This window comes from Gracilibacillus suaedae (assembly GCF_017599345.1).
Lineage (GTDB): Bacteria > Bacillota > Bacilli > Bacillales > Amphibacillaceae > Gracilibacillus > Gracilibacillus suaedae.
Genome location: NZ_JAGFVL010000055.1, coordinates 154,170 through 178,197, shown reverse-complemented (window position 1 = coordinate 178,197; position 24,028 = coordinate 154,170). Strand labels below are relative to the sequence as shown.

At 36.2% G+C, this 24,028-nt stretch carries 24 protein-coding genes; 22 read left to right on the top strand and 2 right to left on the bottom strand.

Annotated elements, in window-relative coordinates:
• Positions 1-674: 674 nt before the first annotated feature.
• The 19 genes from J5J03_RS16760 (at position 675) to nth (ending at position 18,724) form a co-directional block, all read left to right on the top strand.
• Entirely contained in the window at positions 675-1,391 is a 717-nt protein-coding gene (locus J5J03_RS16760; RefSeq protein WP_208591057.1) for a sporulation protein YpjB, read from the top strand.
• A gap of 77 nt (positions 1,392-1,468) precedes the next feature.
• Complete coding sequence (locus J5J03_RS16755) at positions 1,469-2,146, top strand: zinc metallopeptidase (RefSeq protein WP_208591055.1); 678 nt, start codon at positions 1,469-1,471, stop codon at positions 2,144-2,146.
• Between the two features lie 67 nt (positions 2,147-2,213).
• A complete protein-coding gene (locus J5J03_RS16750) occupies positions 2,214-2,564 on the top strand; it encodes a nucleotide pyrophosphohydrolase (RefSeq protein ID WP_208591053.1) in 351 nt (116 codons plus the stop codon).
• The gene (dapB, locus tag J5J03_RS16745) at positions 2,557-3,357 is read left to right on the top strand and encodes a 4-hydroxy-tetrahydrodipicolinate reductase (protein WP_208591051.1); all 801 of its coding nucleotides are present in this window, start codon (positions 2,557-2,559) and stop codon (positions 3,355-3,357) included. The genes J5J03_RS16750 and dapB overlap by 8 nt, the downstream gene beginning before the upstream one ends.
• A gap of 12 nt (positions 3,358-3,369) precedes the next feature.
• Entirely contained in the window at positions 3,370-3,765 is a 396-nt protein-coding gene (gene mgsA / locus J5J03_RS16740; protein WP_208591049.1) for a methylglyoxal synthase, read from the top strand.
• Between the two features lie 26 nt (positions 3,766-3,791).
• Positions 3,792-4,928: an N-acetyl-alpha-D-glucosaminyl L-malate synthase BshA gene (gene bshA / locus J5J03_RS16735; RefSeq protein ID WP_208591048.1), complete on the top strand. Its 1,137-nt coding sequence runs from the start codon at positions 3,792-3,794 to the stop codon at positions 4,926-4,928.
• Positions 4,918-6,102 carry a CCA tRNA nucleotidyltransferase gene (locus J5J03_RS16730; RefSeq protein ID WP_208591047.1) on the top strand — a complete coding sequence of 395 codons (1,185 nt, stop codon included), beginning with the start codon at positions 4,918-4,920 and terminating at the stop codon, positions 6,100-6,102. The genes bshA and J5J03_RS16730 overlap by 11 nt, the downstream gene beginning before the upstream one ends.
• The gene (locus tag J5J03_RS16725; RefSeq protein WP_208591046.1) at positions 6,089-7,066 is read left to right on the top strand and encodes a biotin--[acetyl-CoA-carboxylase] ligase; all 978 of its coding nucleotides are present in this window, start codon (positions 6,089-6,091) and stop codon (positions 7,064-7,066) included. Before J5J03_RS16730 ends, J5J03_RS16725 begins: the two co-directional genes overlap by 14 nt.
• Positions 7,067-7,078: 12 nt before the next feature.
• Positions 7,079-7,915 (top strand): 3-methyl-2-oxobutanoate hydroxymethyltransferase, encoded by an 837-nt coding sequence (panB, locus tag J5J03_RS16720; protein ID WP_208591045.1) that lies wholly within the window; start codon positions 7,079-7,081, stop codon positions 7,913-7,915.
• Between the two features lie 2 nt (positions 7,916-7,917).
• On the top strand, positions 7,918-8,790 hold the full coding sequence (panC, locus tag J5J03_RS16715; RefSeq protein ID WP_208591044.1) for a pantoate--beta-alanine ligase: 873 nt from the start codon (positions 7,918-7,920) through the stop codon (positions 8,788-8,790).
• Between the two features lie 11 nt (positions 8,791-8,801).
• A complete protein-coding gene (gene panD / locus J5J03_RS16710) occupies positions 8,802-9,188 on the top strand; it encodes an aspartate 1-decarboxylase (RefSeq protein ID WP_208591042.1) in 387 nt (128 codons plus the stop codon).
• 613 nt (positions 9,189-9,801) lie between these two features.
• Positions 9,802-12,447, top strand: a complete 2,646-nt coding sequence (gene dinG, locus J5J03_RS16705; RefSeq protein ID WP_208591041.1) for an ATP-dependent DNA helicase DinG — start codon at positions 9,802-9,804, stop codon at positions 12,445-12,447.
• A gap of 62 nt (positions 12,448-12,509) precedes the next feature.
• Entirely contained in the window at positions 12,510-13,319 is an 810-nt protein-coding gene (locus J5J03_RS16700; protein WP_208591040.1) for a ComEC/Rec2 family competence protein, read from the top strand.
• 145 nt (positions 13,320-13,464) lie between these two features.
• Complete coding sequence (locus J5J03_RS16695; protein ID WP_407927846.1) at positions 13,465-13,641, top strand: YpmA family protein; 177 nt, start codon at positions 13,465-13,467, stop codon at positions 13,639-13,641.
• Positions 13,604-14,131, top strand: a complete 528-nt coding sequence (locus J5J03_RS16690) for a cell wall elongation regulator TseB-like domain-containing protein (RefSeq protein WP_208591038.1) — start codon at positions 13,604-13,606, stop codon at positions 14,129-14,131. The genes J5J03_RS16695 and J5J03_RS16690 overlap by 38 nt, the downstream gene beginning before the upstream one ends.
• Positions 14,132-14,151: 20 nt before the next feature.
• Positions 14,152-15,333, top strand: coding sequence for a pyridoxal phosphate-dependent aminotransferase (locus J5J03_RS16685; protein WP_208591037.1), 1,182 nt, complete (start codon positions 14,152-14,154; stop codon positions 15,331-15,333).
• Between the two features lie 25 nt (positions 15,334-15,358).
• On the top strand, positions 15,359-16,651 hold the full coding sequence (gene asnS, locus J5J03_RS16680) for an asparagine--tRNA ligase (RefSeq protein ID WP_208591035.1): 1,293 nt from the start codon (positions 15,359-15,361) through the stop codon (positions 16,649-16,651).
• A 732-nt stretch (positions 16,652-17,383) separates the two neighbouring features.
• Positions 17,384-18,058 (top strand): DnaD domain-containing protein, encoded by a 675-nt coding sequence (locus J5J03_RS16675; RefSeq protein ID WP_208591034.1) that lies wholly within the window; start codon positions 17,384-17,386, stop codon positions 18,056-18,058.
• A 9-nt stretch (positions 18,059-18,067) separates the two neighbouring features.
• The gene (nth, locus tag J5J03_RS16670) at positions 18,068-18,724 is read left to right on the top strand and encodes an endonuclease III (RefSeq protein ID WP_208591033.1); all 657 of its coding nucleotides are present in this window, start codon (positions 18,068-18,070) and stop codon (positions 18,722-18,724) included.
• A gap of 19 nt (positions 18,725-18,743) precedes the next feature.
• Here nth and J5J03_RS16665 read toward each other — a convergent pair whose 3' ends face one another.
• Together J5J03_RS16665 and recU are read right to left on the bottom strand one after the other, a co-directional pair.
• Positions 18,744-21,509 (bottom strand): penicillin-binding protein 1A, encoded by a 2,766-nt coding sequence (locus tag J5J03_RS16665; RefSeq protein ID WP_208591032.1) that lies wholly within the window; start codon positions 21,507-21,509, stop codon positions 18,744-18,746.
• Positions 21,499-22,110: a Holliday junction resolvase RecU gene (gene recU, locus J5J03_RS16660; protein WP_208591031.1), complete on the bottom strand. Its 612-nt coding sequence runs from the start codon at positions 22,108-22,110 to the stop codon at positions 21,499-21,501. The genes J5J03_RS16665 and recU overlap by 11 nt, the downstream gene beginning before the upstream one ends.
• Before the next feature lie 495 nt (positions 22,111-22,605).
• Here recU and J5J03_RS16655 point away from each other — a divergent pair, with 495 nt between their 5' ends.
• From J5J03_RS16655 to J5J03_RS16645, 3 genes are all read left to right on the top strand, one after another.
• Positions 22,606-22,773: a hypothetical protein gene (locus tag J5J03_RS16655; protein ID WP_208591030.1), complete on the top strand. Its 168-nt coding sequence runs from the start codon at positions 22,606-22,608 to the stop codon at positions 22,771-22,773.
• A 69-nt stretch (positions 22,774-22,842) separates the two neighbouring features.
• Positions 22,843-23,199, top strand: coding sequence for a DUF1798 family protein (locus tag J5J03_RS16650; protein WP_208591029.1), 357 nt, complete (start codon positions 22,843-22,845; stop codon positions 23,197-23,199).
• Positions 23,200-23,290: 91 nt separating this feature from the next.
• Positions 23,291-23,593: a CotD family spore coat protein gene (locus J5J03_RS16645; RefSeq protein WP_208591028.1), complete on the top strand. Its 303-nt coding sequence runs from the start codon at positions 23,291-23,293 to the stop codon at positions 23,591-23,593.
• The last annotated feature ends 435 nt before the right edge of the window (positions 23,594-24,028 follow it).

Sequence of the window (24,028 nt, the reverse complement as noted above, 5' to 3'; positions counted from 1 at the left end):
TGAAAATACTGTTTGTTCGAAATTAAATGCACAGTCACCTATGAAGTAATTTTGACATATATCGTGATCATAACTGCCACTCCGGCTGCCCACTTCCCTTTCCGTGGGGTTTGTCCTTCAGCTAACTTTTTCGAGCCAAAACCGCTCGAAAAAGTGGATCTTCAGGTCAAACAATTCCCACAGGAGTGAAAGTGGGCGGCCTTCGTTAAGATATGCCCTACAACACTAATCCGAAATCAACCAATCGAATTCTCCACCATATGTATTTCCATGAGTTCTATCCTTTCTATAACCAGAGCACAACAATAGCGTAGGCAGAATACGGAGACTCCTGTGGGAACTCACGCGAGCCGAAGATCCACTTGGTAAAGTGCTTTTCTTTACCAAGTTAGCTGAGGCCGTGCCCACGGAAAGCGCAGTATTCTGCCGAAGCGGTATTCGGTGCACTCTCTATGGGAGGATGGACAGAGCAGATCCTCAAGAGAGTTACTGCGTAGTTTATGGATTTTGTGCTATTATTAAATATTTTTTTCTTGAAGAGAATCATTCTTTTTTAATATTAATGAACTATATAACACGATTTCATGGGGTTTTTGATTGGATAGGATTAGAAGGCATAACTGCTACAGATCTTTCATACATTTTTAAAAAGAAAGATGGAAGAAGGGGTAGTTGTGCGAATTATTTATGTGTTTTCATTTTTTTTCATCTTAATAGTAATACAAGCTTTTCATCCATTCGATCTCTCTGCTCAAGATAATGATCATTATATGTACACTTTTGAACGACTTGTACAAGAGCAACGTTATGATGTTGCGGTCCAAACCATCGAAAACAATCAAAAGATCATTTTACAAGGAGTTGCAGAAGAAAAGAGAACATATGAACCAGTAATGAAAGAATACCTTGATAAATGTTTAGATGTACTTCAAGATAGGCAAACAACGGATTATGAGAAATCGTTAGTAGCGCAACAAACCATTATTTTATGGGATGCTATGATATCAGATAGTGCCCCACTATGGACATCTTGGAAGTATGAATTAGATGACAAGATGAATAAACTATTAGATCAGGAGCAAGTAAGTCAAGCTGAAATGGAGGAAATTGTCTTTTATGTGGAAGCAATATCCCCAGTTGTAAAATTACATTTAAATGAAGAGCAATATCAAGATTATCAACAGTCACTAAGTGTCATAATGAATAGCCATCAATCATATGATGAAATGGAATTAGAAGAATCTTTTGCACAAATATCTAAACTTAATATTGACACGCTTAATAATGCAAATGCTCATTATACAAAGTGGCTAATTTTTATAGTAATCGGTTTTATTTTCCTGAGTTTATCTTATGTTGCCTGGGCAAAATACAAGGGAGAATCTGTGTGAACATTTTAATTGACATAATGTCACTATTTGACTAAAATTGACCTTAGAAAGATGTTATTTTTGATGGAGGAATGAAAATGCTAGGGTATTTTGTCTATCTTGCTATATTAATTCTTGTGCCATTGTGGGCACAATCGAAAGTTAAAAACACCTATAAAAAGTATTCGCAAGTAATGAATTCTAACATGGTAACAGGTGCACAAGTCGCAAGAAAGATCTTAGATGATAATGGTTTATATGATGTAAGTATAGAAGAAACCAAAGGTATGTTGTCTGATCATTATGATCCTCGCAAAAAGGTAGTTCGCTTATCTAGTGATAACTATCATGGTTATTCTGCAGCAGCAGCAGCCATTGCAGCTCACGAAGTAGGTCACGCAATACAAGATGCTGAATCATACGCATTTTTGCGATTTCGCCATGCATTAGTACCAATAGCTGGTCTAGGAGATAAGATGTCGTTTATCTTTATCCTAGCCGGAATATTCTTAGGAATGATGGATTTGGTACTAGTTGGAGTAATCTTTATGTCATTCGCTGTTCTGTTCCAACTGGTGACATTACCAGTAGAATTTGATGCCTCTAACCGTGCAATGGGACAGCTTGTTTCTTCCGGGATCATCCGTAATAATGAAGAACGACAAACGAAAAAAGTGTTGAATGCAGCAGCATTAACTTACGTTGCAGCAGCACTTGTTGCTGTAGCAGAGTTAATCCGTTTTGCTTCGATGTTTTTACTTGCAAATGAGGAATAAGATTAAATATGATGAAAGGCAGATGTGTATACATCTGTCTTTTTACTTTATCTCTGGAGGGTGTTAAATGTATAATAAAGAAAGTATGCAAGGTATGCAAAAAAGAGTAGATCAGTATATTTCGCAATTTGAAGAAGGTTATTTTTCGCCATTAAGTATGCTGGCACGTTTCACAGAGGAAATTGGTGAACTAGCACGAGAAGTAAACCATCATTATGGTGAAAAACCTAAGAAAAATTCTGAAGACGATAATACGATCGAAGCAGAATTGGGAGATCTTCTCTTTGTGATGATATGTTTTGCTAATTCGCAAAATATTAGCTTAAGTGAAGCATTTGCAAAGACAATGAGTAAAATCGAAACAAGAGACAAAGATCGTTGGACAAGAATAGCGAATCAGGAGGATAACAATGAATAAAGTAAAAGTAATTGTTGCAGGACCTAGAGGAAAGATGGGTAGCGAAGCATTAAGAATGATTGAAAAACAAGAAGAATTGGAATTAGTCGCTTGTTTAGATCATAAATTTGAAGGTAAAAAAATAAAGGAGTTTGAAGAGTTACCGAATTTGGATGCTGCAATCTATACCGATATTGAAACATGCTTTCAATCCGTAGAGGCAGATGTATTGGTCGATCTGACCACGCCTGAATTTGGATATATACATACAAAGACTGCCATTAACTACGGGATTAGACCAGTAGTTGGTACTACTGGCTTTACAGACGACCAACTACAAGAGCTGACTGACTTGGCAGAAGAGAAAGAAGTTGGAGTTATCATTGCACCAAACTTTGCTTTAGGAGCGGTACTGATGATGCAATTCGCGAAATGGGCAGCTAAATATTTCCCAGATGTTGAAATCATTGAAAAACATCATGATAATAAACTGGACGCTCCATCCGGAACTGCAGTTAAAACAGCATCATTGATTAAAGAAGTACGAGAAACGAAAAATCAAGGGCATCCTGATGAGAAAGAAACGATTGCTGGTGCCAGAGGTGCTGATGTCGACGGTATGAGGATCCATAGTATGCGTTTACCAGGTTTAGTTGCACATCAAGAAGTGGTATTCGGTTCTACTGGAGAGAATCTTACAATTAAACATGATTCGTTTCATCGCAGTTCCTTTATGACAGGAGTCAAGTTGGCCATTGATAATGTCATGAAGCTCGATATTTTAGTTTATGGATTAGAAAATATACTTGAATAGGGAGAGAGCCAAATGAATATAGCTTTAATTGCACACGATAAAAAGAAAACGGACATGGTAAATTTTACGGTAGCTTATTCAGCAATTTTAAAAAATCATACACTATATGCAACAGGAACAACTGGTAAAAGAATTAACGAAGCAACAGGTCTAGCTATTCAACGCTTTGAGTCTGGTCCATTAGGTGGAGATCAGCAAATCGGAGCAAAGATTGCCACTAATGAAATGGACCTCGTTGTATTCTTCCGTGATCCATTAACAGCTCAACCTCATGAGCCAGATATAAGTGCATTAATGCGATTATGTGATGTTTATCAAATTCCTCTTGTAACTAATTTAGGAGGAGCAGAAGTCATGATAAGAGCGCTCGATGCAGGCTTTTTTGAATGGCGTAATTTACAGTCCTAAATTCAAGATGATAGGTGGGTTGCCACATGCTAAAAATAGGAATAATTTGTTATCCATCAGTGGGTGGATCAGGAATTATTGCGACCGAGTTAGGTAAAATGCTAGCAAAACAAGGTCATGAAATTCATTTTATTACATCTAGTGTTCCATTTCGTTTGAATTCATTTAATCCTAATATATATTTTCATGAAGTAGAGTTAAATCATTATCCTGTTTTTCAATATCCGCCTTACGATTTAGCTTTGGCAACAAAAGTAGCAGAAGTTATTGATACGGAAGAATTAGATATTATTCATGCTCACTATGCAGTGCCACATGCAATTTGTGCTATTTTAGCAAAGCAAATGGCAAGGCACCCAGTGAAAATTGTTACCACATTACATGGTACAGATATTACCGTACTGGGAATTGATCTAAGTTTAAAAAAGATGATTCAATTTGGTATCGAACAGTCAGATGCGGTTACCGCTGTATCTTATAGCCTGGTGAACCAAACGAAAGAGATGTTAGGGATTAAGCGTCCCATTCATGTCATATATAATTTTGTGAATGAACTGGAATATCTAGGAGAGAACAAGGAAGAATTGAAACAAGAATTTGGTATCCAAAAGAATGAGAAAGTATTGATTCATATTTCTAACTTTCGAAAAGTAAAACGATTAGAAGATGTTATTCATACCTTTGCAAAAGTATATAAAGAGACACCTTCTCGACTTTTGTTAATTGGTGATGGTCCTGAATACGGTAGAATATATGATTTAGTTCGAGAATTACAATTGGACCATGTAGTCCATTTCCTTGGTAAACAGAAAAATATTCCTTGTCTGCTTTCGATTGCAGATATTAAATTACTATTATCTGAGAAAGAGAGCTTTGGACTTGTTTTATTAGAAGCCATGGCTTGCGGCATTCCCTGTATTGGTTCAAATATTGGAGGGATTCCTGAAGTTATTGAAGACGGGGTAACAGGTTATATAGAAGAACTGGGAGATATTGATGCTTTTGCCGCGAGAACACTAGAGTTAATAAGTGATATGGATAAATGGCATTCATTTTCAGCCAAGGCAAAGGAAAGAGTTGTACAACATTTTTCATCTGATAAGATTAAGCAGCAATATGAAGCGTTGTATACTAAGGTGTTAGGTGAAAATAATGAAAGCTAACCTATTTAAATTAGCTCAACAAGTAGTACAAGAAATTCGCAACTACGGATTTCAAGCTTACATTGTAGGTGGTGCTGTTAGAGATTCGATACTTGGTAGAACTGTTGATGATATTGATATAGCAACATCAGCGTATCCTGATCAAATACAAAAAATATTTCCGAGGGTGATACCTACTGGGATTGAGCACGGTACTGTATTAGTACGTTATCAGAGTACATCCTTTGAAGTAACAACATTTCGAACCGAAACAAGTTATAGTGACTTTAGAAGGCCAGATACAGTTAAATTTGTGACAGATTTAAGGGAAGATCTTGCAAGAAGAGATTTTACTATGAATGCAATAGCGATGGATCAATCATTACAGCTGATTGATCCATATCATGGTCAAGTTGACATCAACAATAAAATAATTCGTACTGTTGGAAGAGCACAGGAGCGTTTTTTAGAAGATCCTTTAAGAATGATGCGAGCAATTCGTTTTCAGAGTCAATTAGGGTTTGAATTGGCTGAAGAAGTTTTACATGCTATTTATGATAATAGAAAATGGCTAGATAAGATTGCGGTAGAAAGAATTGCGGTTGAATGGGAGAAAACGCTAAAAGGTAACTATTTCAGTGATGCGAAACGATCACTATTTCGGACAGGTTTGGTCAATCATTTACCCATTTTATCTGAAGATATTATTCAACAGTCATTGCAAAGGTTGAATAGTTCACTGCCAAGTCTTGCAGCTTTTATTGCTTATATGAATTTAACTGTATCAGAAATAGCTATAGCTGATTGGACAAACAGTTGGAAACTATCCAATCAACTAAAAAAATCTAGTCGTTTATTAGTTCAACTTGTTCAAGATTATCCAAAAGAACCATTAAAATGGTTGCTGTATCGATTACCTGAAGATTTAATTGAAGATTTCACCATATTGTGTACGTTATTTCAAAAGAACCCATTTACCCAAGAAGAAATTAAAATGGTGCAAAAGAACTTAGTAATCAAAGATAGACAAGATTTAGCGATTAATGGAAAAGATATTATTTCCTTTTTTCCTAATCGCTCTAAAGGCTCTTGGATTCAGAACTTGCTTCTTGAAACGGAGAAGGCAGTCGTTACAGAATTAATTAAAAACGATAAAAATGATATAAGAGAGTGGTTACAATATGACAACCAATAAACGCCACGAATTAATTTCCATTTTGGCGGAACAAGATGATCGATATATATCTGGACAGGCTTTGTCTGAGAAATTAGACGTATCCCGTACTGCTATTTGGAAACATATAAATGAATTAAAAAAAGATGGCTATCAGTTTGATTCAGTGCCTAAAAAAGGGTATCGCCTTATAGCTAAGCCGGAACAACTCAATGAAAGCACGATTAAATGGGGCCTAGAAACAGACTGGTTGGGCAAACGTATTGAATTTAGACAAGAAGTAGCGTCTACACAGGATTTAGCACATGCTTTAGCAAGAAAAGGTGCAGAACATGGTACTGTTGTTACGACAAGTAAACAATTATCTGGTCGTGGACGCATGGATCGGCGCTGGGTTTCTGATCATGATGGAGGAATATGGATGAGTATCATTCTAAGACCTAGCATTCCTCCACATCAGGCATCTCAAATGACATTATTTGTAGCTGTTACCTTAGTAGACACACTCGAACGACTCACAGGACAAAAGATCCAAATTAAATGGCCGAATGACCTTTTTATTAATGGAAGAAAAATCTCTGGAATCTTAACCGAAATGCAGGCTGAATTGGAAGCCATTCAGTATTTAATCATCGGTTTCGGAATTAATGTCAATCAATCATCTGCAGATTTTCCCGAAGAATTAGAAGGGAAATCTACTTCTCTCCGGATTGCATCTGGACAGGAGTGGAACCGGCTTGAGGTTATTCAAAATGTTTTACAGGATTTTGAAAAAGCATATCAAGCCTATTTGCGAACCGGTTTTGAACCAATCAAAGCAAAATGGTTAGAGCATGCTTATAAATTAAATGAAAAAATCCATGTGAAAACAAACCAAGAAGAGTACAATGCTACTGTTAATGGGATAACAGATGAAGGGGCATTAGTTGTATTAAAAGAAAATCACGATGAGAAGGTTATATATAGTGCAGAAATTACATGGTAAGGGGTTATGAAGGTGAAAAATACAATTCAATTTCAAAAGATGAAAAAGAACGGTGAAAAAATCTCTATGGTCACAGCATATGACTATCCATCTGCAAAATTAGCAGAAAAAGCGGAAGTTGATATGCTATTAGTTGGTGATTCTCTCGGGATGGTCGTATTGGGCTATCAATCTACTATCGAGGTTACGGTAGAAGATATGATCCATCATGGAAAAGCTGTTACAAGAGGTGCCCCGGATACATTTACTGTAATTGATATGCCTTTTATGTCTTATCACTTATCATTAGAAAAAGCGATGGAGAATGCACAGAAAATAATGCAGCAGACGAATGCACATGCCATTAAAGTCGAGGGAGCGTCTGCAGATACCTTAAAGTTGATTCAGAAACTAACAGAAGCAGGTGTGCCTGTCGTTGGCCATTTAGGTTTAACGCCACAGTCAGTACATGTGTTAGGTGGTTATCGAATCCAGGGAAAAGATAAGGAAACCGCTCAACATTTAATAACTGATGCGAAGCATTTAGAAAATAGTGGAGCATTCAGCGTCGTATTAGAATGTGTGCCAGATCGATTAGCCAAGCATATAAGTCAACAATTATCGGTTCCAACTATTGGTATAGGTGCAGGCATGGATTGTGATGGTCAGGTGCTTGTTTATCATGATATTGTACAATACGGAGTAGATTTTAAACCTTCTTTCGTAAAAGTATTTCATGAAGTTGGATCAGATATTCAATCAGCGATTCAGCAGTATCATAAGCAAGTGAAATCCGGTGAATTCCCGAGCTCGGAGCATACGTTTGTTATGGATGAACAGTTAGCCAATGATCTGAATTTGGAGGAATAGAAGTGAAAATTGTACGTACTGTTAACGAACTGATAGCCATTACAGACAGATTGAAGCAGGACCATAAAACGATCGGTTTTGTCCCTACAATGGGCTATTTACATGAAGGACATACAACACTAATGGATAAGAGCAAAAATTATGCAGATGTTTTAATTGCAAGTATATTTGTAAATCCCTTGCAATTCGGTCCTGATGAAGACTTTGAACGCTATCCAAGAAATGAAGAGCGGGATCAAAAGATTGCTGAACAACATAACGTCGATATTCTATTTTTGCCTACAGTGGAGGGAATGTACCCTCAAGATGCAACAATTAAACTTCATGTGAAGAGACGTACAGATGTTTTATGTGGTAAAAGTCGACCAGGTCATTTTGATGGTGTTGCCACCGTATTGACAAAGCTTTTTCATCTTACAAAAGCAGATTTTGTTTTTTTGGGTCTCAAAGATGCACAACAAGTTGCTGTTGTAAAGGGGCTTATTGATGATTTAAATTTCCCTATCAAACTTATTGCCGTACCAACAGTGAGAGAGGCAGATGGTTTAGCAAAAAGCAGTCGAAATGTCTACCTGTCTGAAAGAGAAAGGAAAGAAGCCACTCACTTACATCAAGCATTACGTACAGGACAGCAATTAATTATTGACGGTGAAAAAAATCCTGTTATGATTATAGAGGAAGTTAAAAAATATTTAGACAGAGAAACAAACGGTAAAATTGATTATGTAGATTTGTTATCATTTCCATCTTTAAAGCAAATAGATATTATTGATCAACAAATTATCATTGCTGTGGCTGTTCAATTTACGAAAGCAAGATTAATTGATAATCTTATCATAAGTGAGACTGGAACTGTACCTAAAGCAATTGTTTAGGGGGAACTATTATGTTACGTACTATGATGAAATCGAAAATTCATCGCGCACGTGTTACAGAGGCAAACTTAAATTATGTAGGTAGTATTACGATTGATGAGGATATTTTAGATGAGGTGGGTATTTTACCGCATGAAAAAGTGCAAATAGTAAACAACAATAATGGAGCACGCTTAGAGACATATGTGATTGCTGGAGAAAGAGGCAGTAAGGTTTTTTGTTTAAATGGTGCAGCTGCTCGTCTTGTTCAGCCTGATGATATTATAATAGTCGTTTCATACGGCATCATATCAGACGAAGAGCTAAAAGAATTTAAACCAAAAGTAGCTGTAATGGATGAGCATAACAATATTAAAGAAGTATTAGAGCAAGAACCACCATTATCAAGCCTTTCATGACAACAAACTCTTATCCGCCAAGATAAGAGTTTGTTTTTTGAAAACAGCAACTAACGATGCACAGTAATATACTACGCAGTAACTTGACATGGATTTGCTCTCTTCCATTCTGCATTTTGATGAGTGCTGCCATACGCTCCGGAAGAATACGTATTTCCCGTGGGCGCGGTCTCAGCCTCCTCGGACTCGCGTGAGTTCCCATAGGAGTCTCCGTATTCTGCCTCCGCTAAGCGTAGTGTTCTGATTTTCGAAAGAAGAGAACTTTTGGTAGATATATTCTGTGAATTTCTTCTTACTTGATTAGAAATACACACTAAGCTGCGGAAAATGCGACACTCCTGGGGGAACAGCGCGAGCCGAAGATCCACTTGGTGAAGTGATTTTCTTCACCAAGTTAGCTGAGGCCGTGCCCCCGGAAAGGGAGTGTTTTTCCGCAGCGACGAATGAGCACGCAACTTCAGAAGAATGGAAAAAAGCTCACTAAACAGAGTTTTCATTACTTCGCAGTATGTGTATCTAGTGTGAACTATGATCAAGCGATGTTTATATATTTATTCGTTATAAGTTATAAACTATAAATTAAAATGTAATATCAAGTATCGGGGATGATCCTTTGCAAAAATTTGTTGTAATAGATGTCGAAACTACTGGACAATCCGCATCAAAAGGTGACCGAATAATTGAAATAGCCTTAGTAGTAATCGAAAACAACCAAATTACACAACAGTATAATCAGCTAATCAATCCAGAACAACCTATTCCAACCTTTATTTCACAATTAACCTCAATAACGGATAAAGATGTGGATACACAGCCTGTATTCTCTGAAGTTGTTACCGAGTTTAAAGGTTTACTTGACAATGCTATTTTAGTTGCACACAATGTACCATTTGATTTAACTTTTTTAAATGAAGAGCTTGAACGAGTAGGGGAAACGAAAATCCACCCTTATGTTGTCGATACTGTAGAATTAGCAAGAATTTTATTGCCAAAAGCACCCAGCTATAAATTAAATGAATTAGCAGAATATTTATTGATTAGTCATGCTAATCCACACAGGGCTATATCAGATGCATTGGTAACAGCTGATTTGCTAATTATGCTAATTAACAAATTACAATCCTTACCGGAGAACGTCATCGATCAGGTATTATCCATATCTCATCCTTTACGTACAGATTTTGCTAAATTGTGTGAATCATTAAATCAACAAGCGGTTCGCAAAGATATTGAAGAATTTAGAGGTTTTTCTCTAAAGAAACAAGAAGAAATACAGAAAGAAGAGGCTGATATTTCGCAAGACTTTTCTAGATATTTAGACGAAATGTATGGTGATCATGGCAAGCTGGCACAAGTTTATGCTAGGTATGAGAAGCGAAAATCACAAATCTACATAAGTGAGAAGATTTATGATCATTTCCGGAAGAATGAACATGCACTAATCGAAGCGGAAACAGGCCTTGGGAAAACGATTGGATATTTAATTCCGGCTGCATATGAAGCACTACATCACCATAATAAAGTAGTGATTAGTACGACTAATACAAATTTACAATCGCAATTGATTGATCAAGATTTAGCAAAACTTAATTTACCCGTTCGAACAGCCATTATGAAAGGAAAAAGTCATTATTTAAGCTTGCAAAATTTCGAGCAATTCTTTCATGATTCCAATTATCGGTCATATCAGGACATATTACTCAAAGCTATGATTGTCGTCTGGCTTACTGAAACAACGACAGGTGATTTAGATGAAATACAATTTTCGGTTGAAAAACACCCTATCTTTTATCAAATTGTGGTGAATAACGAAAAAACGAATGAGGTGTGGAAGAATTATTGTTTCTATCAAAAAATGATAAAAACAGCAACGAACGCTTCTATCATTGTAACTAATCATTCTCTGTTAGCAATTGACATGTTAGCAGAAAAGCCCATTCTGCCTGCGTATCAAAGATTGATTATTGATGAAGCACATCAACTTGAACAGATGGCAACCAATTACCTTGGAGATTCCCTAAGCTATTTTGAATTAACTCACTTGTATCAACAATTAGAAAAAAGCGTTGACAATAGCATAACCCTTCAACAATGTTTAGATACGGTCAAATATGAAACAGATATATTATTCCGTCAATTATATCAATATGTCAAAGAACAGAATAAAAAACAAAAATCTGTGACAGATGTAGGACGTTTGAAAACTGTCTGGAATCAGGATAAATCAATAGAAGTGGTCGACAGCATTTATCGAACAATGATGGTAATAAAAGAATTAGCTGAATTGTTCCCAGATGATACAGCAGATGAGAAGAAACAATTTTTACGAATAGAAGAACTGCTTCGACAGCTATTAATCGAAGAAAAACAGGCAGCTGTTACATGGCTGGAGATTGATCAACAAGGTGCAGAGAATGCTGTATTTATTCAGCACGAACCATTTTCAGTTAAGGATACATTACAGTCTTGTTTATTTCGGAAAAAGCAATCGATTATCTTAATTAGTGCTACTTTAACCATGAACCAATCATTTCGATATATAAAAGAAAGATTAGGGCTAGATATGGAACATACGAAGGAGTATCTTGTTGAACATCATTTTGATTACCAAAATAATGTAGAGCTAATGATACCTAACGATCTCCCGGCTATACAATATCCTAATAATGACGATTTTATATTTGCTATAAATGAAGCAATTATTTCGATAGCCGAGAAGACGAAGGGGAGAATGCTAGTACTCTTTACTTCGTATGATATGTTGCGAAAAAGCTATTTTATTTTAAAAGAAACAGATCTGTTGATGGACTATATGATTATTGGACAAGGTGTTTCGACTGGCAGCAGGAATCGATTAATTAAACAATTTCAAGCATTTGATAAATCGATCCTTTTAGGCACAAATGCTTATTGGCAAGGTATTGACATTCCAGGTAATGACTTGTCGTGTTTAATCATTGTGAAACTACCTTTTCAGTCGCCACAAGATCCAGTATATATTAAAAAAGCAGATTATTTTAAATCTAATGGACTGAATCCGTTTATGGAATTAGCTTTACCACAAGCGGTATTGCAATTCAAACAAGGATTTGGCAGATTAATACGGAAAGATACAGACCATGGTATGATTTTTGTTTTTGATGAACGAATTATGACAAAGCGTTATGGTAAGACCTTTATTCAATCTATACCTGAAATTCCGATTCATTATGAAAACATGCAAAACTTACTAAATCGTGTAAGTAAAAAATGGCTATGATAAACTTCCGTATTTGTGAAAACCTACATATATAATCAAAAATCAAAGAGGTAGGTTCCCTAATGACAAAACGTTTGTTCTGCTTTATATTATTATCGTTCTTGATTAGTCCGCCGTTACTAGCCATGCCTGATATACCAAAATTAAATACTGATGAATTAGACATTATATTTTTTAATGTACCTCATGGTGAAGCAAGTTTATTAACTAATCATAAGGGTGAGCACACTTTAGTGAATACAGCTTCTAAACGGAGTCAAAAAACATTATATCAACAATTAAGTAAACTTCATGTTGACAAAATTGAAACGATTGTTGTAACGAACCAATCAGAAGAATATACAGGAAACTTATTATATTTTCTGGAGCATTATCAAGTTGAAAAACTAATCATTCCTGCGAACATGAATGTGGAATTTTTAGAAGGTGTTGAGGTGGAAACTTGGAACCTGAATGAAGAGTTTGCACTCTGGGAAGATGTAAATATCCGACCGTTGGATGAAACAAAGGATGGTGATATTTCTTTTTTAATGCGATATGGTAAAGAATCCATTTTGTTTTTGAATGACAAAGAAACAACCATTGAACAAAAATTAATTGAGCAAACTGTAGATGTAGATATATTAAAAGTAGCAGCTTTCGGTAGTGGACATTCACCGTCACAAAATTTTCTGGAACATATTGATCCATATATGAGTATTATTTTTCCGAGTCAAACACATAAGATTAATGAATCATTAATTGAGCGATTAAACGCAACATGGATTGATGTTTACTTTTTGAAGCAGTCTGGTACCGTATTTGTCCGTTTAAATAAGGATGACTACGAAATTCTCACGGAAAATAGTTCAGTCAGCCTGTTACCTTCTTAAATAACCATATATATTTTAAAATCTACCATGTTTTCAGTTGAAAAATTGATCAAAGTCTATCAAAATAAATAGAGAAATGTCTTTTTACACAATAGGGAAAGAAATCTTTGCTTTCCCTATCTTATATCTGTTGGAGGTGTCTCAAATAAGTCATTCAAAAATTACTACACTGTCTACTGTTCAGCTGAAATATGCAGACGATTTGTATAAAATTGTCGATAGTTTGAATCGAACTCTGAAAGAAGAAAATCTTTTGTTTGGATTAACACTAAGTGAGGATAATGATGAAAAAGCAATCTTTACCATTTATCGAACGCAATAAATTATGGATTATCGTGGCATTAATATTTATCTTTTTATTGATCGCTTTATACTACTTTATTTCGCTTTACCAAGACGTTATCAATAGCAAAACAGAACATTTTGACGAGGTGAGAACTTTAGCATTAGATAATACCTCACTTGAAGTGATACATAGCATTGAACGATTTCATGGCGATCAATTATACTATGTATTAGATGGTGAAACGAACGATAATCAAGCTTCGTTAGTATATATGTATCAAGCAGAAGAGGAATGGGAATATGATATTTATAATAAAGAATCCCTTTATGCTGAAGATATTCTCTTATCTGAATGGCGTGACCGATGTACATCTTGTGAGTTGTTAGGTTCAACAATTGGATTAGATAGTGGTTATCCCGTTCTTGAAATTAAATACCTTGATACATCAGATAGACTGGTGTATGAACATGTTTTACTAGAGGACAAAACACACTATCGATTAACTTTAAAGCCATCATTTCAATAATAGAAAGGTGATTAAAAAGTATGGAATTAGCAAACAGAGTACAAACATTAACACCATCATCAACGCTTGCCATTACAGCAAAAGCTAAAGAGTTAAGACAAGCAGGGCATGATGTGATTGGTTTAGGTGCAGGAGAACCCGATTTTAATACACCAGAACATATTCTAGAGGCAGCATCTAAAGCTATGTATGAAGGTTTTACCAAATATACACCAGCCGGAGGAACGATTGAATTAAAGCAGGCTATTCAGAAAAAAATGCAGCAAGATCAAGGTTTAGACTACGATCTCGACCAAATTATTGTTACAATCGGTGCGAAACATGCGCTTTACACTTTATTTCAAGTGTTGCTCAATAAAGGAGATGAAGTCATCGTTCCAGCACCTTACTGGGTAAGCTATCCTGAACAAATTAAATTAGCAGAGGGTAAGCCGGTATTTGTGGATGCACAAGAAGAAAATGAATTTAAATTAACACCGGAACAATTAGAAAATGCCATAACAGAAAAAACAAAAGCAGTTATTATCAATTCACCTAGCAACCCAACAGGTGTTATGTATGAGAAAGAAGAATTAGAAGCTTTAGGTGAAGTATGTCTCAAGCATAATATTTTAATCGTTTCAGATGAGATTTATGAAAAATTAACCTATACAGCAACAGAACATGTATCTGTAGCAGAGCTATCACCAACATTAAAAGAACAGACTGTTATCATTAACGGCGTTTCCAAGTCACATTCTATGACAGGTTGGAGAATTGGTTATGCTGTTGGGAACAAACAGCTTATTAAAGCCATGTCCAATTTAGCATCACATTCTACATCCAATCCGACATCGATTGCACAAGTAGCGGCAGAGGCAGCTTACAGTGGTTCACAAAAACCGGTTGCCGATATGCGTGAAGCATTTAGTGAACGACTTGAAAAATTATATGAATGGTTAGTCGCTATACCAGGAATTGAATGTGTAAAACCTAAAGGTGCTTTTTATCTTTTCCCAAATGTGAAAAAAGCAGTAGAAATGAATGGCTTTGATACGGTGGACGAATGGGTGACAGCTTTATTAGAAGAAGAAAAAGTAGCATTAGTTCCAGGTTCAGGATTCGGTGCACCAAATAATGTTCGTCTTTCCTATGCTATTTCATTAGAACAACTAGAAGAAGCAGCCAATCGCATTAAACGATTTGTTGAAAATCATCAATAAGTACGGAAGATAGTGGAGGAATTTTATGAAAACAACAATTAATCAGGTAGCAAATTATCTTAATCAAGAGGTGACAATCGGTGTTTGGCTTGCCAATAAACGGTCCAGTGGAAAAATCGCTTTTCTACAATTGCGTGATGGTACTGGCTTCATCCAAGGAGTTGTCGTAAAAGCAGAAGTATCAGAAGAAACATTTCAATTGGCAAAGTCGATCGCACAGGAATCATCGCTGTATGTAACAGGAACGATTGTAGAGGATACTCGATCTCCATTTGGTTATGAAATGCAAGTGAAAGACATAGAGGTTATTCATGAAGCAACGGATTATCCGATCACGCCGAAAGAACACGGTACGGAATTCTTAATGGATCACCGTCATTTATGGCTACGATCCAAAAAGCAACATGCCATTATGAAAATTAGGAACCAAATTATTCAGGCTACATATCAATTTTTCCAAAAAGAAGGATTTGTTAAAGTTGATCCACCGATTTTAACTGGTTCCGCTGCAGAAGGTACTACTGAGCTATTTCATACCCAATATTTTGATGAAGAGGCTTATCTATCTCAAAGTGGTCAATTATATATGGAAGCGGCAGCTATGGCGCTTGGACGTGTATTCTCATTTGGTCCAACGTTCAGAGCAGAGAAATCGAAAACAAGAAGGCATTTAATAGAATTTTGGATGATTGAACCGGAAATGGCATTTGTTACACACGAAGAAAGCCTAGAAATACAGGAAAATTATGTGCAATTTATTATGGAATCCGTGTTGGAAAATTGTATATTAGAGCTTAAGACATTGGAGCGAAATCTGAAAGCTCTAGAAAAAGTCAAAGCACCTTTTCCGCGTATTACCTATGATAAAGCAATTGAAATGTTAAAAGAGAAAGGATTTACTGATATCGAATGGGGAGAAGACTTTGGTGCTCCACATGAGACTGCTATTGCTGAAAGCTTTGATCAACCAGTGTTTATTACCCATTATCCGAAAGATATTAAAGCTTTTTATATGAAACCTGATCCTAATCGTGAAGATGTTGTGTTATGTGCTGACTTAATTGCACCAGAGGGTTATGGTGAAATCATTGGCGGATCCGCGAGAATTGATGATCTGTCTTTAATGGAACAACGCTATGAAGAGCATAACCTTTCAGGAGATGCTTATCAATGGTACCTAGATTTACGCAAATACGGTAGTGTACCACATGCTGGTTTTGGATTGGGACTAGAACGGACTGTTGCCTGGATCAGTGGTGTTGAGCACGTTAGAGAAACAATACCGTTCCCAAGACTATTAAACCGTTTATACCCATAAGTATAGATAATCCTTTGCTAAACGTGCAAAGGATTATCTATTTTATAAAGAAAAACTAGAAAACCTACGCAAAATCCATAAACTGCAAAGTGAAGTGGACATAGATTTACTCTTTTCCATACTACATTTTGATGAGTGCTGCTATACGCTTCGGCAGAATACTGCGCTTTCCGCGGGCACGGCCTCAGCTAACTTGGTAAAGAAAAGCACTTTACCAAGTGGATCTTCGGCTCGCGTGAGTTCCCACAGGAGTCTCCGTATTCTGCCTACGCTATTTTTGTTCACTGATTATAGAAAGAAATGAACTCATGGAACTAAACTTTTCTGTTTTAATCGGCTGTAAATCCCTCTTGAGCATAGTCGCGCTCTATTGCTACATATGGTGGAGAAATCGATTGGTTGATTTCGGATTAGTGTTGTGGAACAAATATTAACGAAGGCCGCCCACTTCCACTCCTGTGGGACCTGTTTGGCATGAAGATCCACTTTTTCGAGCGGTATTTGCTCGAAAAAGTTAGCTGAAGGACAAACCCCACGGAAAGGGAAATGGGCAGCCGGAGTGGTAGTTATCATCACTATATATTTCAAAATTATGTCTAAGCTGACCGCATATCTAATTACTACGCTACTTCAAACAGAACTTTGTATCTACTATAAAATAATTGGTCGATGCAGGAACAGGTATTTTTTCTAATATAGTGTTATCATATTGGTTGAAGGTGGTTATAAACGATGAATCAAAACATGCAATATATTTTACATGATCAAATAAACTTTCCGGCTTTATTAATTGAAAAGTTCGCTTCGTTGGGGTTGAATGAGACACAATTAGCTATCATTTTGCAAATTTATACGGCACAAAGAAAGGGTAACAATTTTCCAACACCGGAAGAGATCGCCGAACATCTAACTATTTCAAATGAAATCTGCACTAATTTACTTCGACAATTGATACAAAAAGATTTATTGTCGATTGAAGAGGATCAAGCAGATCACAACATCATAAAAGAATCTTACTCATTAGATCCATTATGGAAAAAGCTATACACAGTTGATCAAAAAGTAGAAAAGATTGATAATAAGATTGGTGAAGTTTTTCAAAAATTCGAACGTGAATTTGGCAGACCATTATCACCTTTTGAAATCGAAATGATCAACAATTGGTTAGATGAAGATAACCATGACATTTCGCTAATATACGCTGCATTAAGGGAAGCCGTATTGATGGGAAAAGTTAATTTTAAATATATTGACCGTATTTTAATAGAATGGCAAAAGAAGGGAATTAAATCTTCCTTACAAGCTCAGCAGTCAAGCAAATCGTTTCACACTAATCAACAAAACAATGCAGTTAAAAAAGAACATCCTTATGATAAATCTTTATATTACAATTGGTTAGAGGAATAGGGGAGAGCAATGTTAACGAAAAAAGAAATAAATATCGTTCTGGAAAAAATTGAGGAAATGTTTCCAGATGCAGAATGTGAATTGGTTCATGATAATCCTTTTGAGTTATTAATAGCTGTTGTTTTATCTGCACAATGTACAGACGCTCTAGTAAATAAGGTGACAAAAGACCTTTTCAAAAAATATAAGACACCCGAAGATTATTTAAACGTTCCTTTAGAAGAATTGCAGCATGATATTCGCTCTATTGGACTATATCGCAATAAATCAAAAAATATCCGAAAACTTTGTACAACTTTAATTGAAGAATATGGTGGAGTTGTTCCTAACATCAAACAAGAATTAGAAAATCTTGCGGGTGTAGGTCGTAAAACGGCTAATGTGGTCGCTTCCGTAGCATTTGGAGAGCCCGCCATAGCAGTTGATACACATGTTGAAAGAGTTTCAAAACGATTGGGTATTTGCCGTTGGAAGGATAGTGTACTAGAAGTAGAGAGAACCCTCATGAAAAAAATTCCCAAAGAAGAATGGAGTAACACACATCATCGGTTGATCTTCTTTGGGCGTTATCATTGTAAGGCAAAAAGTCCTCAATGTGAAATTTGTCCACTTCTTGACCTTTGTCGTGAAGGTCAAAAAAGAATGAGAAAAAGCAGCAAGGTATAAGCAATACCTTGCTGCTTTTTTAGCTTTCTTGTCCTTCTGATTCCTCTTGTTCGTTGTTTTGATTTTGCTCATTTTGTTCAGGCTGTTGATCTCCTGGATTCTGCTGATCTTCATCAGGTTGTTCGTCTTCATTTGGTTGTTCCTCTTGATCTTCATTTTCCTGCTCATTCTCGTCAGTTTCTTCATCATTTTCTATTCCTTGTGTAGATATTTGAACACTTGCAGAAGGTCCTCGTACATCGTTATTCTTAAGGAACGGAGTAACATGAACGCTATAGTTCTTATTCGGTTCAAGCTGTGTAATATTCACAGATTTTTTATTCGTGTTAAATTGATCTATCGTCTGACCACCATCTTGTACGACAATTTCAAACTCAATAGGACCATTTTGATCGTATTCCCAGCTTATTAATGCTGATCGGTTCGCCGGATCAAAAGTTTGATTTAATTGACTGACCTGTGGAAGATCTTCCGCTTCATCTTCAGGAACTTCGACTGTCACCGTAACAGGCTCACTTTCCATATCGTCATTCACAGCAATAACTTCAATTGTATAAGTTGTTCCTTTCTCGACTTTCGAAATTTCTACTTCTTTATTATCAGTTGTTGTTAAATCATTTAATGAACCATCTGTACCAGCAGAAACCTTGAATTCTACATCATCATCTTCATGCTCCCATGCAGCTGTAATCATTTCATTCCCTTCGTCATAGGAAGCATTTAGATTAGTTACTGGTTCTAGTTCATCAAATTTCTCTGAGACTTCACCTGGTTCTGTTCCTTTAACAAACAACTCTGTGACAATTTCGGAATCTGGTGTATATTCACTTGGTCGTTTAGCAGGGTTAGACCCTTTTTCAACTTGGACTTCCACTACAGAATCTGGTCTTACAAAGTCTTCTGTCTCCACATCCTTAGAAATGAAACTCATCGTCTCCCTAAATAGGTCTTGTGCAATCTTCGTATTATTAAGTGCTTTCCGCTCATCATAACCGGTCCAAACAGCAACTGTGTAATTGGTTGTATATCCTGCAAACCATGAATCAGGGCTTCCGCCACCTTCCTCATCAGTAAGGTTAGTGGTCCCAGTTTTACCAGCCATAGGTAACCCTGAAACATTAGCTCTTGTACCAGTACCTTCTCTTACAACAGATTTTAACATATCAGTTATCATATATGCAGTAGAATCAGACATTGCCACAGTAGATTTTGATTCTAATTCATCTGATCTTCGGTCCGAATAATCTATTTTGATAACTGAGAAAGGTTCATGATACACACCTTCATTTCCAAAGGCTGCATATGCCCCAGCCATTTCAATTGGTGTAACACTCGAACCAGATCCACCAATTGCATCTGTAAGAGTAAAATCACTCTCAAAATCCATTCCAATGCCTTCTGCGAATTCCTGTGCATTGTTATATCCGACTTCTTCTAGGGTTTTAACAGCAGGAACATTTAAGGATTGTTCTAGTGCGTATCTTATGGACATCCACCCTTGATAACTACGATTCCAATTTCGAACAACATCATCTGTACCTGCAATAGGGTATGGTTCATCATCATTTATCTGGTGATAAGTAGACCATTTTAATTCCTCGATTGCCGGACCATAGGCAACAATTGGTTTCATGGCAGATCCGCCTTGACGTCCATCACCGTCAATAGCATAATTCCAACCATCATTTTCACGATTTCTACCTGGACCAATTGCTCTGATAGCACCTGTATTGGTATCAAGTACTGTTAAACCAACTTGCATATCTTCATCAGTACTATAGTCTATCGGATTATCATCTGCATCACTTAATAAAAATTCAACCTGTTCTTGTGCGTCTGGATCCAGTGTGGTGTAGACATCTAAACTATCTTTATAAATATCCGCACCAGTCTTTTCATTGACTTCTTTGCGCACTTGTTGAATAAATCCTTCATATTTAACAAAGTCAGGTTTCTTTTCTGTTAGTAAATCCTCAATATTGACTTCTCTAGCCTCATCAGCTTCTTCTTCACTAATTTTATTATGCTGCACCATTAAATTTAATACCGTGTTCATTCTTTCTTTCGTAAGATCAGGATTAACAAATGGATCATAGGCTGTTGGTCGCTGTGGTAAACCAGCTAAGATTGCCGCTTCTGCAAGCGTTAAATCAGTAAGGTCTGTTTTACCAAAGTATACTTCTGCAGCCATTGCTACACCATAGGCACCAGCACCATAATAGATTTTGTTAACATACATTTCCATAATTTCTTCTTTGGAATATACACGATCTAGTTGTAATGCAAGCCATTGTTCTTGTACTTTCCGTTTCAATTTCTTATCGTTTGTCAGGAATGAGCCCTTCACAACCTGCTGGGTAATGGTACTTGCACCTTGAGCTCCAAATCCTTCTCGGAAGTTTGCGATAACAGCTCCGCCGATTCGCCTAAAGTCGATCCCGATATGGTCATGGAATCGTACGTCTTCTGTAGCTAATATTGCATTCAATAATACAGGAGGCATGTCATCATAATTTATTTTTGTTCTCTTCTCTGCTCCTAGTTTTGCAAATACATCGCCATTAATGTCATAAAGGTTTGTAGAGGCTGGATCAGATAATAATTCAGCATCTAAGTCCGGCGCCGTAGCAATATAATACGTAAATAACGCGCCAATACCTAAACCGATTACTAAAACGGCGATTAGTACAAATTTCATTATTTTTTTCCACATTGGTTTGGTTTTTGTGTTTTTTTGTTTTAATTGTTTTCTTCTTTCCATTCGAGATTGGCTTTTATCTGCCATTTGTTGTTCCTCCGTTCTCCATATAATACTCGTCAATAACAGCTAAGTAATCTACTTTTGCTTGAAATCGAATGGGTATTATATAACCTAGCTTTTTCACAGTTTCATAACGAATAGATTTCCTACCACCATGGAACTGGTGATCCCAATAAAGAAATAACTTTTCAGCAGGGAATAGAAATGTTTCTTGACTTAGACTAAAACGAATCAATAGAAAGCAGATTCCACCATGATCCACTATTTGTTTCATATGATCTATCTGATGTTGATGAATGTTATGAAGTGGTAAGGAATGTTTATTCTTTGTTTCCTTTGCTTCAAAGTCTATATGCCTTCCTCTATATATACCATTATAATCCGTTGTCGATGCCTGTTTAAAGTAAGCTTCTTTAATAACTGCTGCACTTCTCTTTGGGTAATCAACATGTACAATTTGAACCGGTGTTGGCTTCTTATGAATAATGGCAATATTATGAGTTAAATAATATTGATTCGTATCATTTATATCATCTTCCAATGACATTCCCCGGTTACTGTATACAGTTTGACTAGATTTAAGTTTAGTATAGGCTGATGATTTTTTTCCATTTGGATACTGCATAAACTCCCTCCTATATCATCAGGCACATCCATCATATCATGGATAGATACATCATACGCTAAGCAACTGAAATCTTCAATCAAAAAGTACATAAAAAGCTTGCTGGGACAGTAAATCCCTAGCTTAAATTTTCGAAAATTGTAACATTTATATGGGGGCTGATTTATAAATCTATATTATTAGCTCGTAAAAAGTCGACATTACGAGAGGCAATGTCGACTTTTGTTCTAAGTTGATGGACGATTTGGTCCATTTAATTTTTTGTCATTTTGCGTCGGTATATCTTTGTTCTGCTGCTTTTCCCGCACATTATTCATCTTTCGTTTTTTGTTCACACGCATCACAATCCCTCCTTTGGTTATAGTTTGACTCTTTTTGTATAAATCATACGTATATTGGAAAGTTCATGTCAGCTTATTTCTAGTTTTGTCAAGGACAAGGAATTTCAAACCTTTTAATCGAATACAGTTAATAAGAAAATAAGGAGGGATATATATGAATAGTAATCAAGATATTTTTCCAAAAGAGGCGTGTGAAAAGAAGTTAGGTGAATTAATGGAGCTTGTAGAACAAATCGAGCAACAATGGAAATTAAAAACTGATAAGGAGACACAACGTCAGTATTGGCCAGTTAATGACATCTACAAGAAAGAGGGGGCATAATAGATTTATTTAAAGAATCATGTTACAGTAATGATGGCTATTACAGGTACAGAAAGGCGGTTCAATAGTTTGTTACTGTTAACATTTATAGAAGATTTAGAAAGAGAGTTAGGCAGGTTAAAAGAATATTACCTTACTCATGAACGGCCAGAAAATAAAAGGGACCCTGATTTTTTTGCTTTTGTAAAGGAAAATACGGAACCAGTTTTTGAAACGGTAGACCAATGGTATAGTGAAGCGTTAAAGTTTGTAAAGGATAGGGATGTTCATGTACATCCTCAACAGATTGAGTCGACAGAGGAAAATATAAAATTGTTATTACTTCACAGTTATTATGTAGATGTAAAAAGAAAAAGATACATGGAATTATATCAGTCGGTCATGTATGTTTTTGATTTATTAAAAAACGACATGGATAATCTTTAAAAAAAATTGATAGTATAGGTTGATGTCTTAGACAATCCTCCCAATTGTGACATACGCTAGTATAGAATAATAAATAGTGAGGTGACTAGAAATGAGACATCGAAGACCTTTTGGTTGTGGAATGCCACCAACACCGACAGTTGTATATCCAACTAAGACTAACGAAGTGCACACTTGTAGTGAAAGTGAAGTAAAGCACATCCATCCTTCCCATACTACTTGTGTTAATCATCATTTAGTGAAAAACACGCATTACTATCCACACACAACCTCTTACCAAAATACAGTTGATCAAGTCAATGTATATGGCGGACCAATGCAAGGGCCGTGGAATACACCAGGCAACCAACCTGGCCCTGGCCAATGGAATCAACCAAACATGATGCCTAGATAAACAATCACTGGGGTTTTACGGACGATTAGCCATGTGCTCATTGAACGAACTAAAAAATAGCGAAAAATTTAAACGAATGAACTGTCATGATTTAATTCATGGCAGTTTTTTGTATGGAGTTGTATTTCAAAGCAAAATAGGTAGTCTACCTAACAATCCATGCATATTCCTGTTTTGATTGTTCCATACTATAAGAAAACAGGAGGAGAATACATACACTAATAGAAATACATTTCAAGCACTCGAAAAGCAAAATAATCATTCCGCGGAATGTTTGATAGTTTCAGTAAACAAAAATTTCAACGTAGATTTAAATTTTTTGGTGACTCCTGATAGATAGGAATAAGCAAACTGTTAAGATTGGTATTTTATCAAGGTGTTAACTGTCTGTAAGACCCCCACTGATCGTAGTCTCACTTTATCAAATGAACCGGG

Bases quoted from the DNA above. Each gene is read 5' to 3' on its own strand.
- nth (WP_208591033.1), top strand. From the start codon at position 18,068: ATGTTAACGAAAAAAGAAATAAATATCGTTCTGGAAAAAATTGAGGAA.
- panD (WP_208591042.1), top strand. From the start codon at position 8,802: ATGTTACGTACTATGATGAAATCGAAAATTCATCGCGCACGTGTTACA.
- J5J03_RS16645 (WP_208591028.1), top strand. From the start codon at position 23,291: ATGAGACATCGAAGACCTTTTGGTTGTGGAATGCCACCAACACCGACA.
- J5J03_RS16655 (WP_208591030.1), top strand. From the start codon at position 22,606: ATGAATAGTAATCAAGATATTTTTCCAAAAGAGGCGTGTGAAAAGAAG.
- J5J03_RS16755 (WP_208591055.1), top strand. From the start codon at position 1,469: ATGCTAGGGTATTTTGTCTATCTTGCTATATTAATTCTTGTGCCATTG.
- J5J03_RS16700 (WP_208591040.1), top strand. From the start codon at position 12,510: ATGACAAAACGTTTGTTCTGCTTTATATTATTATCGTTCTTGATTAGT.
- J5J03_RS16685 (WP_208591037.1), top strand. From the start codon at position 14,152: ATGGAATTAGCAAACAGAGTACAAACATTAACACCATCATCAACGCTT.
- recU (WP_208591031.1), bottom strand. From the start codon at position 22,110: ATGCAGTATCCAAATGGAAAAAAATCATCAGCCTATACTAAACTTAAA.
- bshA (WP_208591048.1), top strand. From the start codon at position 3,792: ATGCTAAAAATAGGAATAATTTGTTATCCATCAGTGGGTGGATCAGGA.
- asnS (WP_208591035.1), top strand. From the start codon at position 15,359: ATGAAAACAACAATTAATCAGGTAGCAAATTATCTTAATCAAGAGGTG.
- J5J03_RS16725 (WP_208591046.1), top strand. From the start codon at position 6,089: ATGACAACCAATAAACGCCACGAATTAATTTCCATTTTGGCGGAACAA.
- J5J03_RS16665 (WP_208591032.1), bottom strand. From the start codon at position 21,509: ATGGCAGATAAAAGCCAATCTCGAATGGAAAGAAGAAAACAATTAAAA.
- J5J03_RS16690 (WP_208591038.1), top strand. From the start codon at position 13,604: ATGAAAAAGCAATCTTTACCATTTATCGAACGCAATAAATTATGGATT.
- J5J03_RS16730 (WP_208591047.1), top strand. From the start codon at position 4,918: ATGAAAGCTAACCTATTTAAATTAGCTCAACAAGTAGTACAAGAAATT.
- J5J03_RS16750 (WP_208591053.1), top strand. From the start codon at position 2,214: ATGTATAATAAAGAAAGTATGCAAGGTATGCAAAAAAGAGTAGATCAG.
- mgsA (WP_208591049.1), top strand. From the start codon at position 3,370: ATGAATATAGCTTTAATTGCACACGATAAAAAGAAAACGGACATGGTA.
- dapB (WP_208591051.1), top strand. From the start codon at position 2,557: ATGAATAAAGTAAAAGTAATTGTTGCAGGACCTAGAGGAAAGATGGGT.
- J5J03_RS16675 (WP_208591034.1), top strand. From the start codon at position 17,384: ATGAATCAAAACATGCAATATATTTTACATGATCAAATAAACTTTCCG.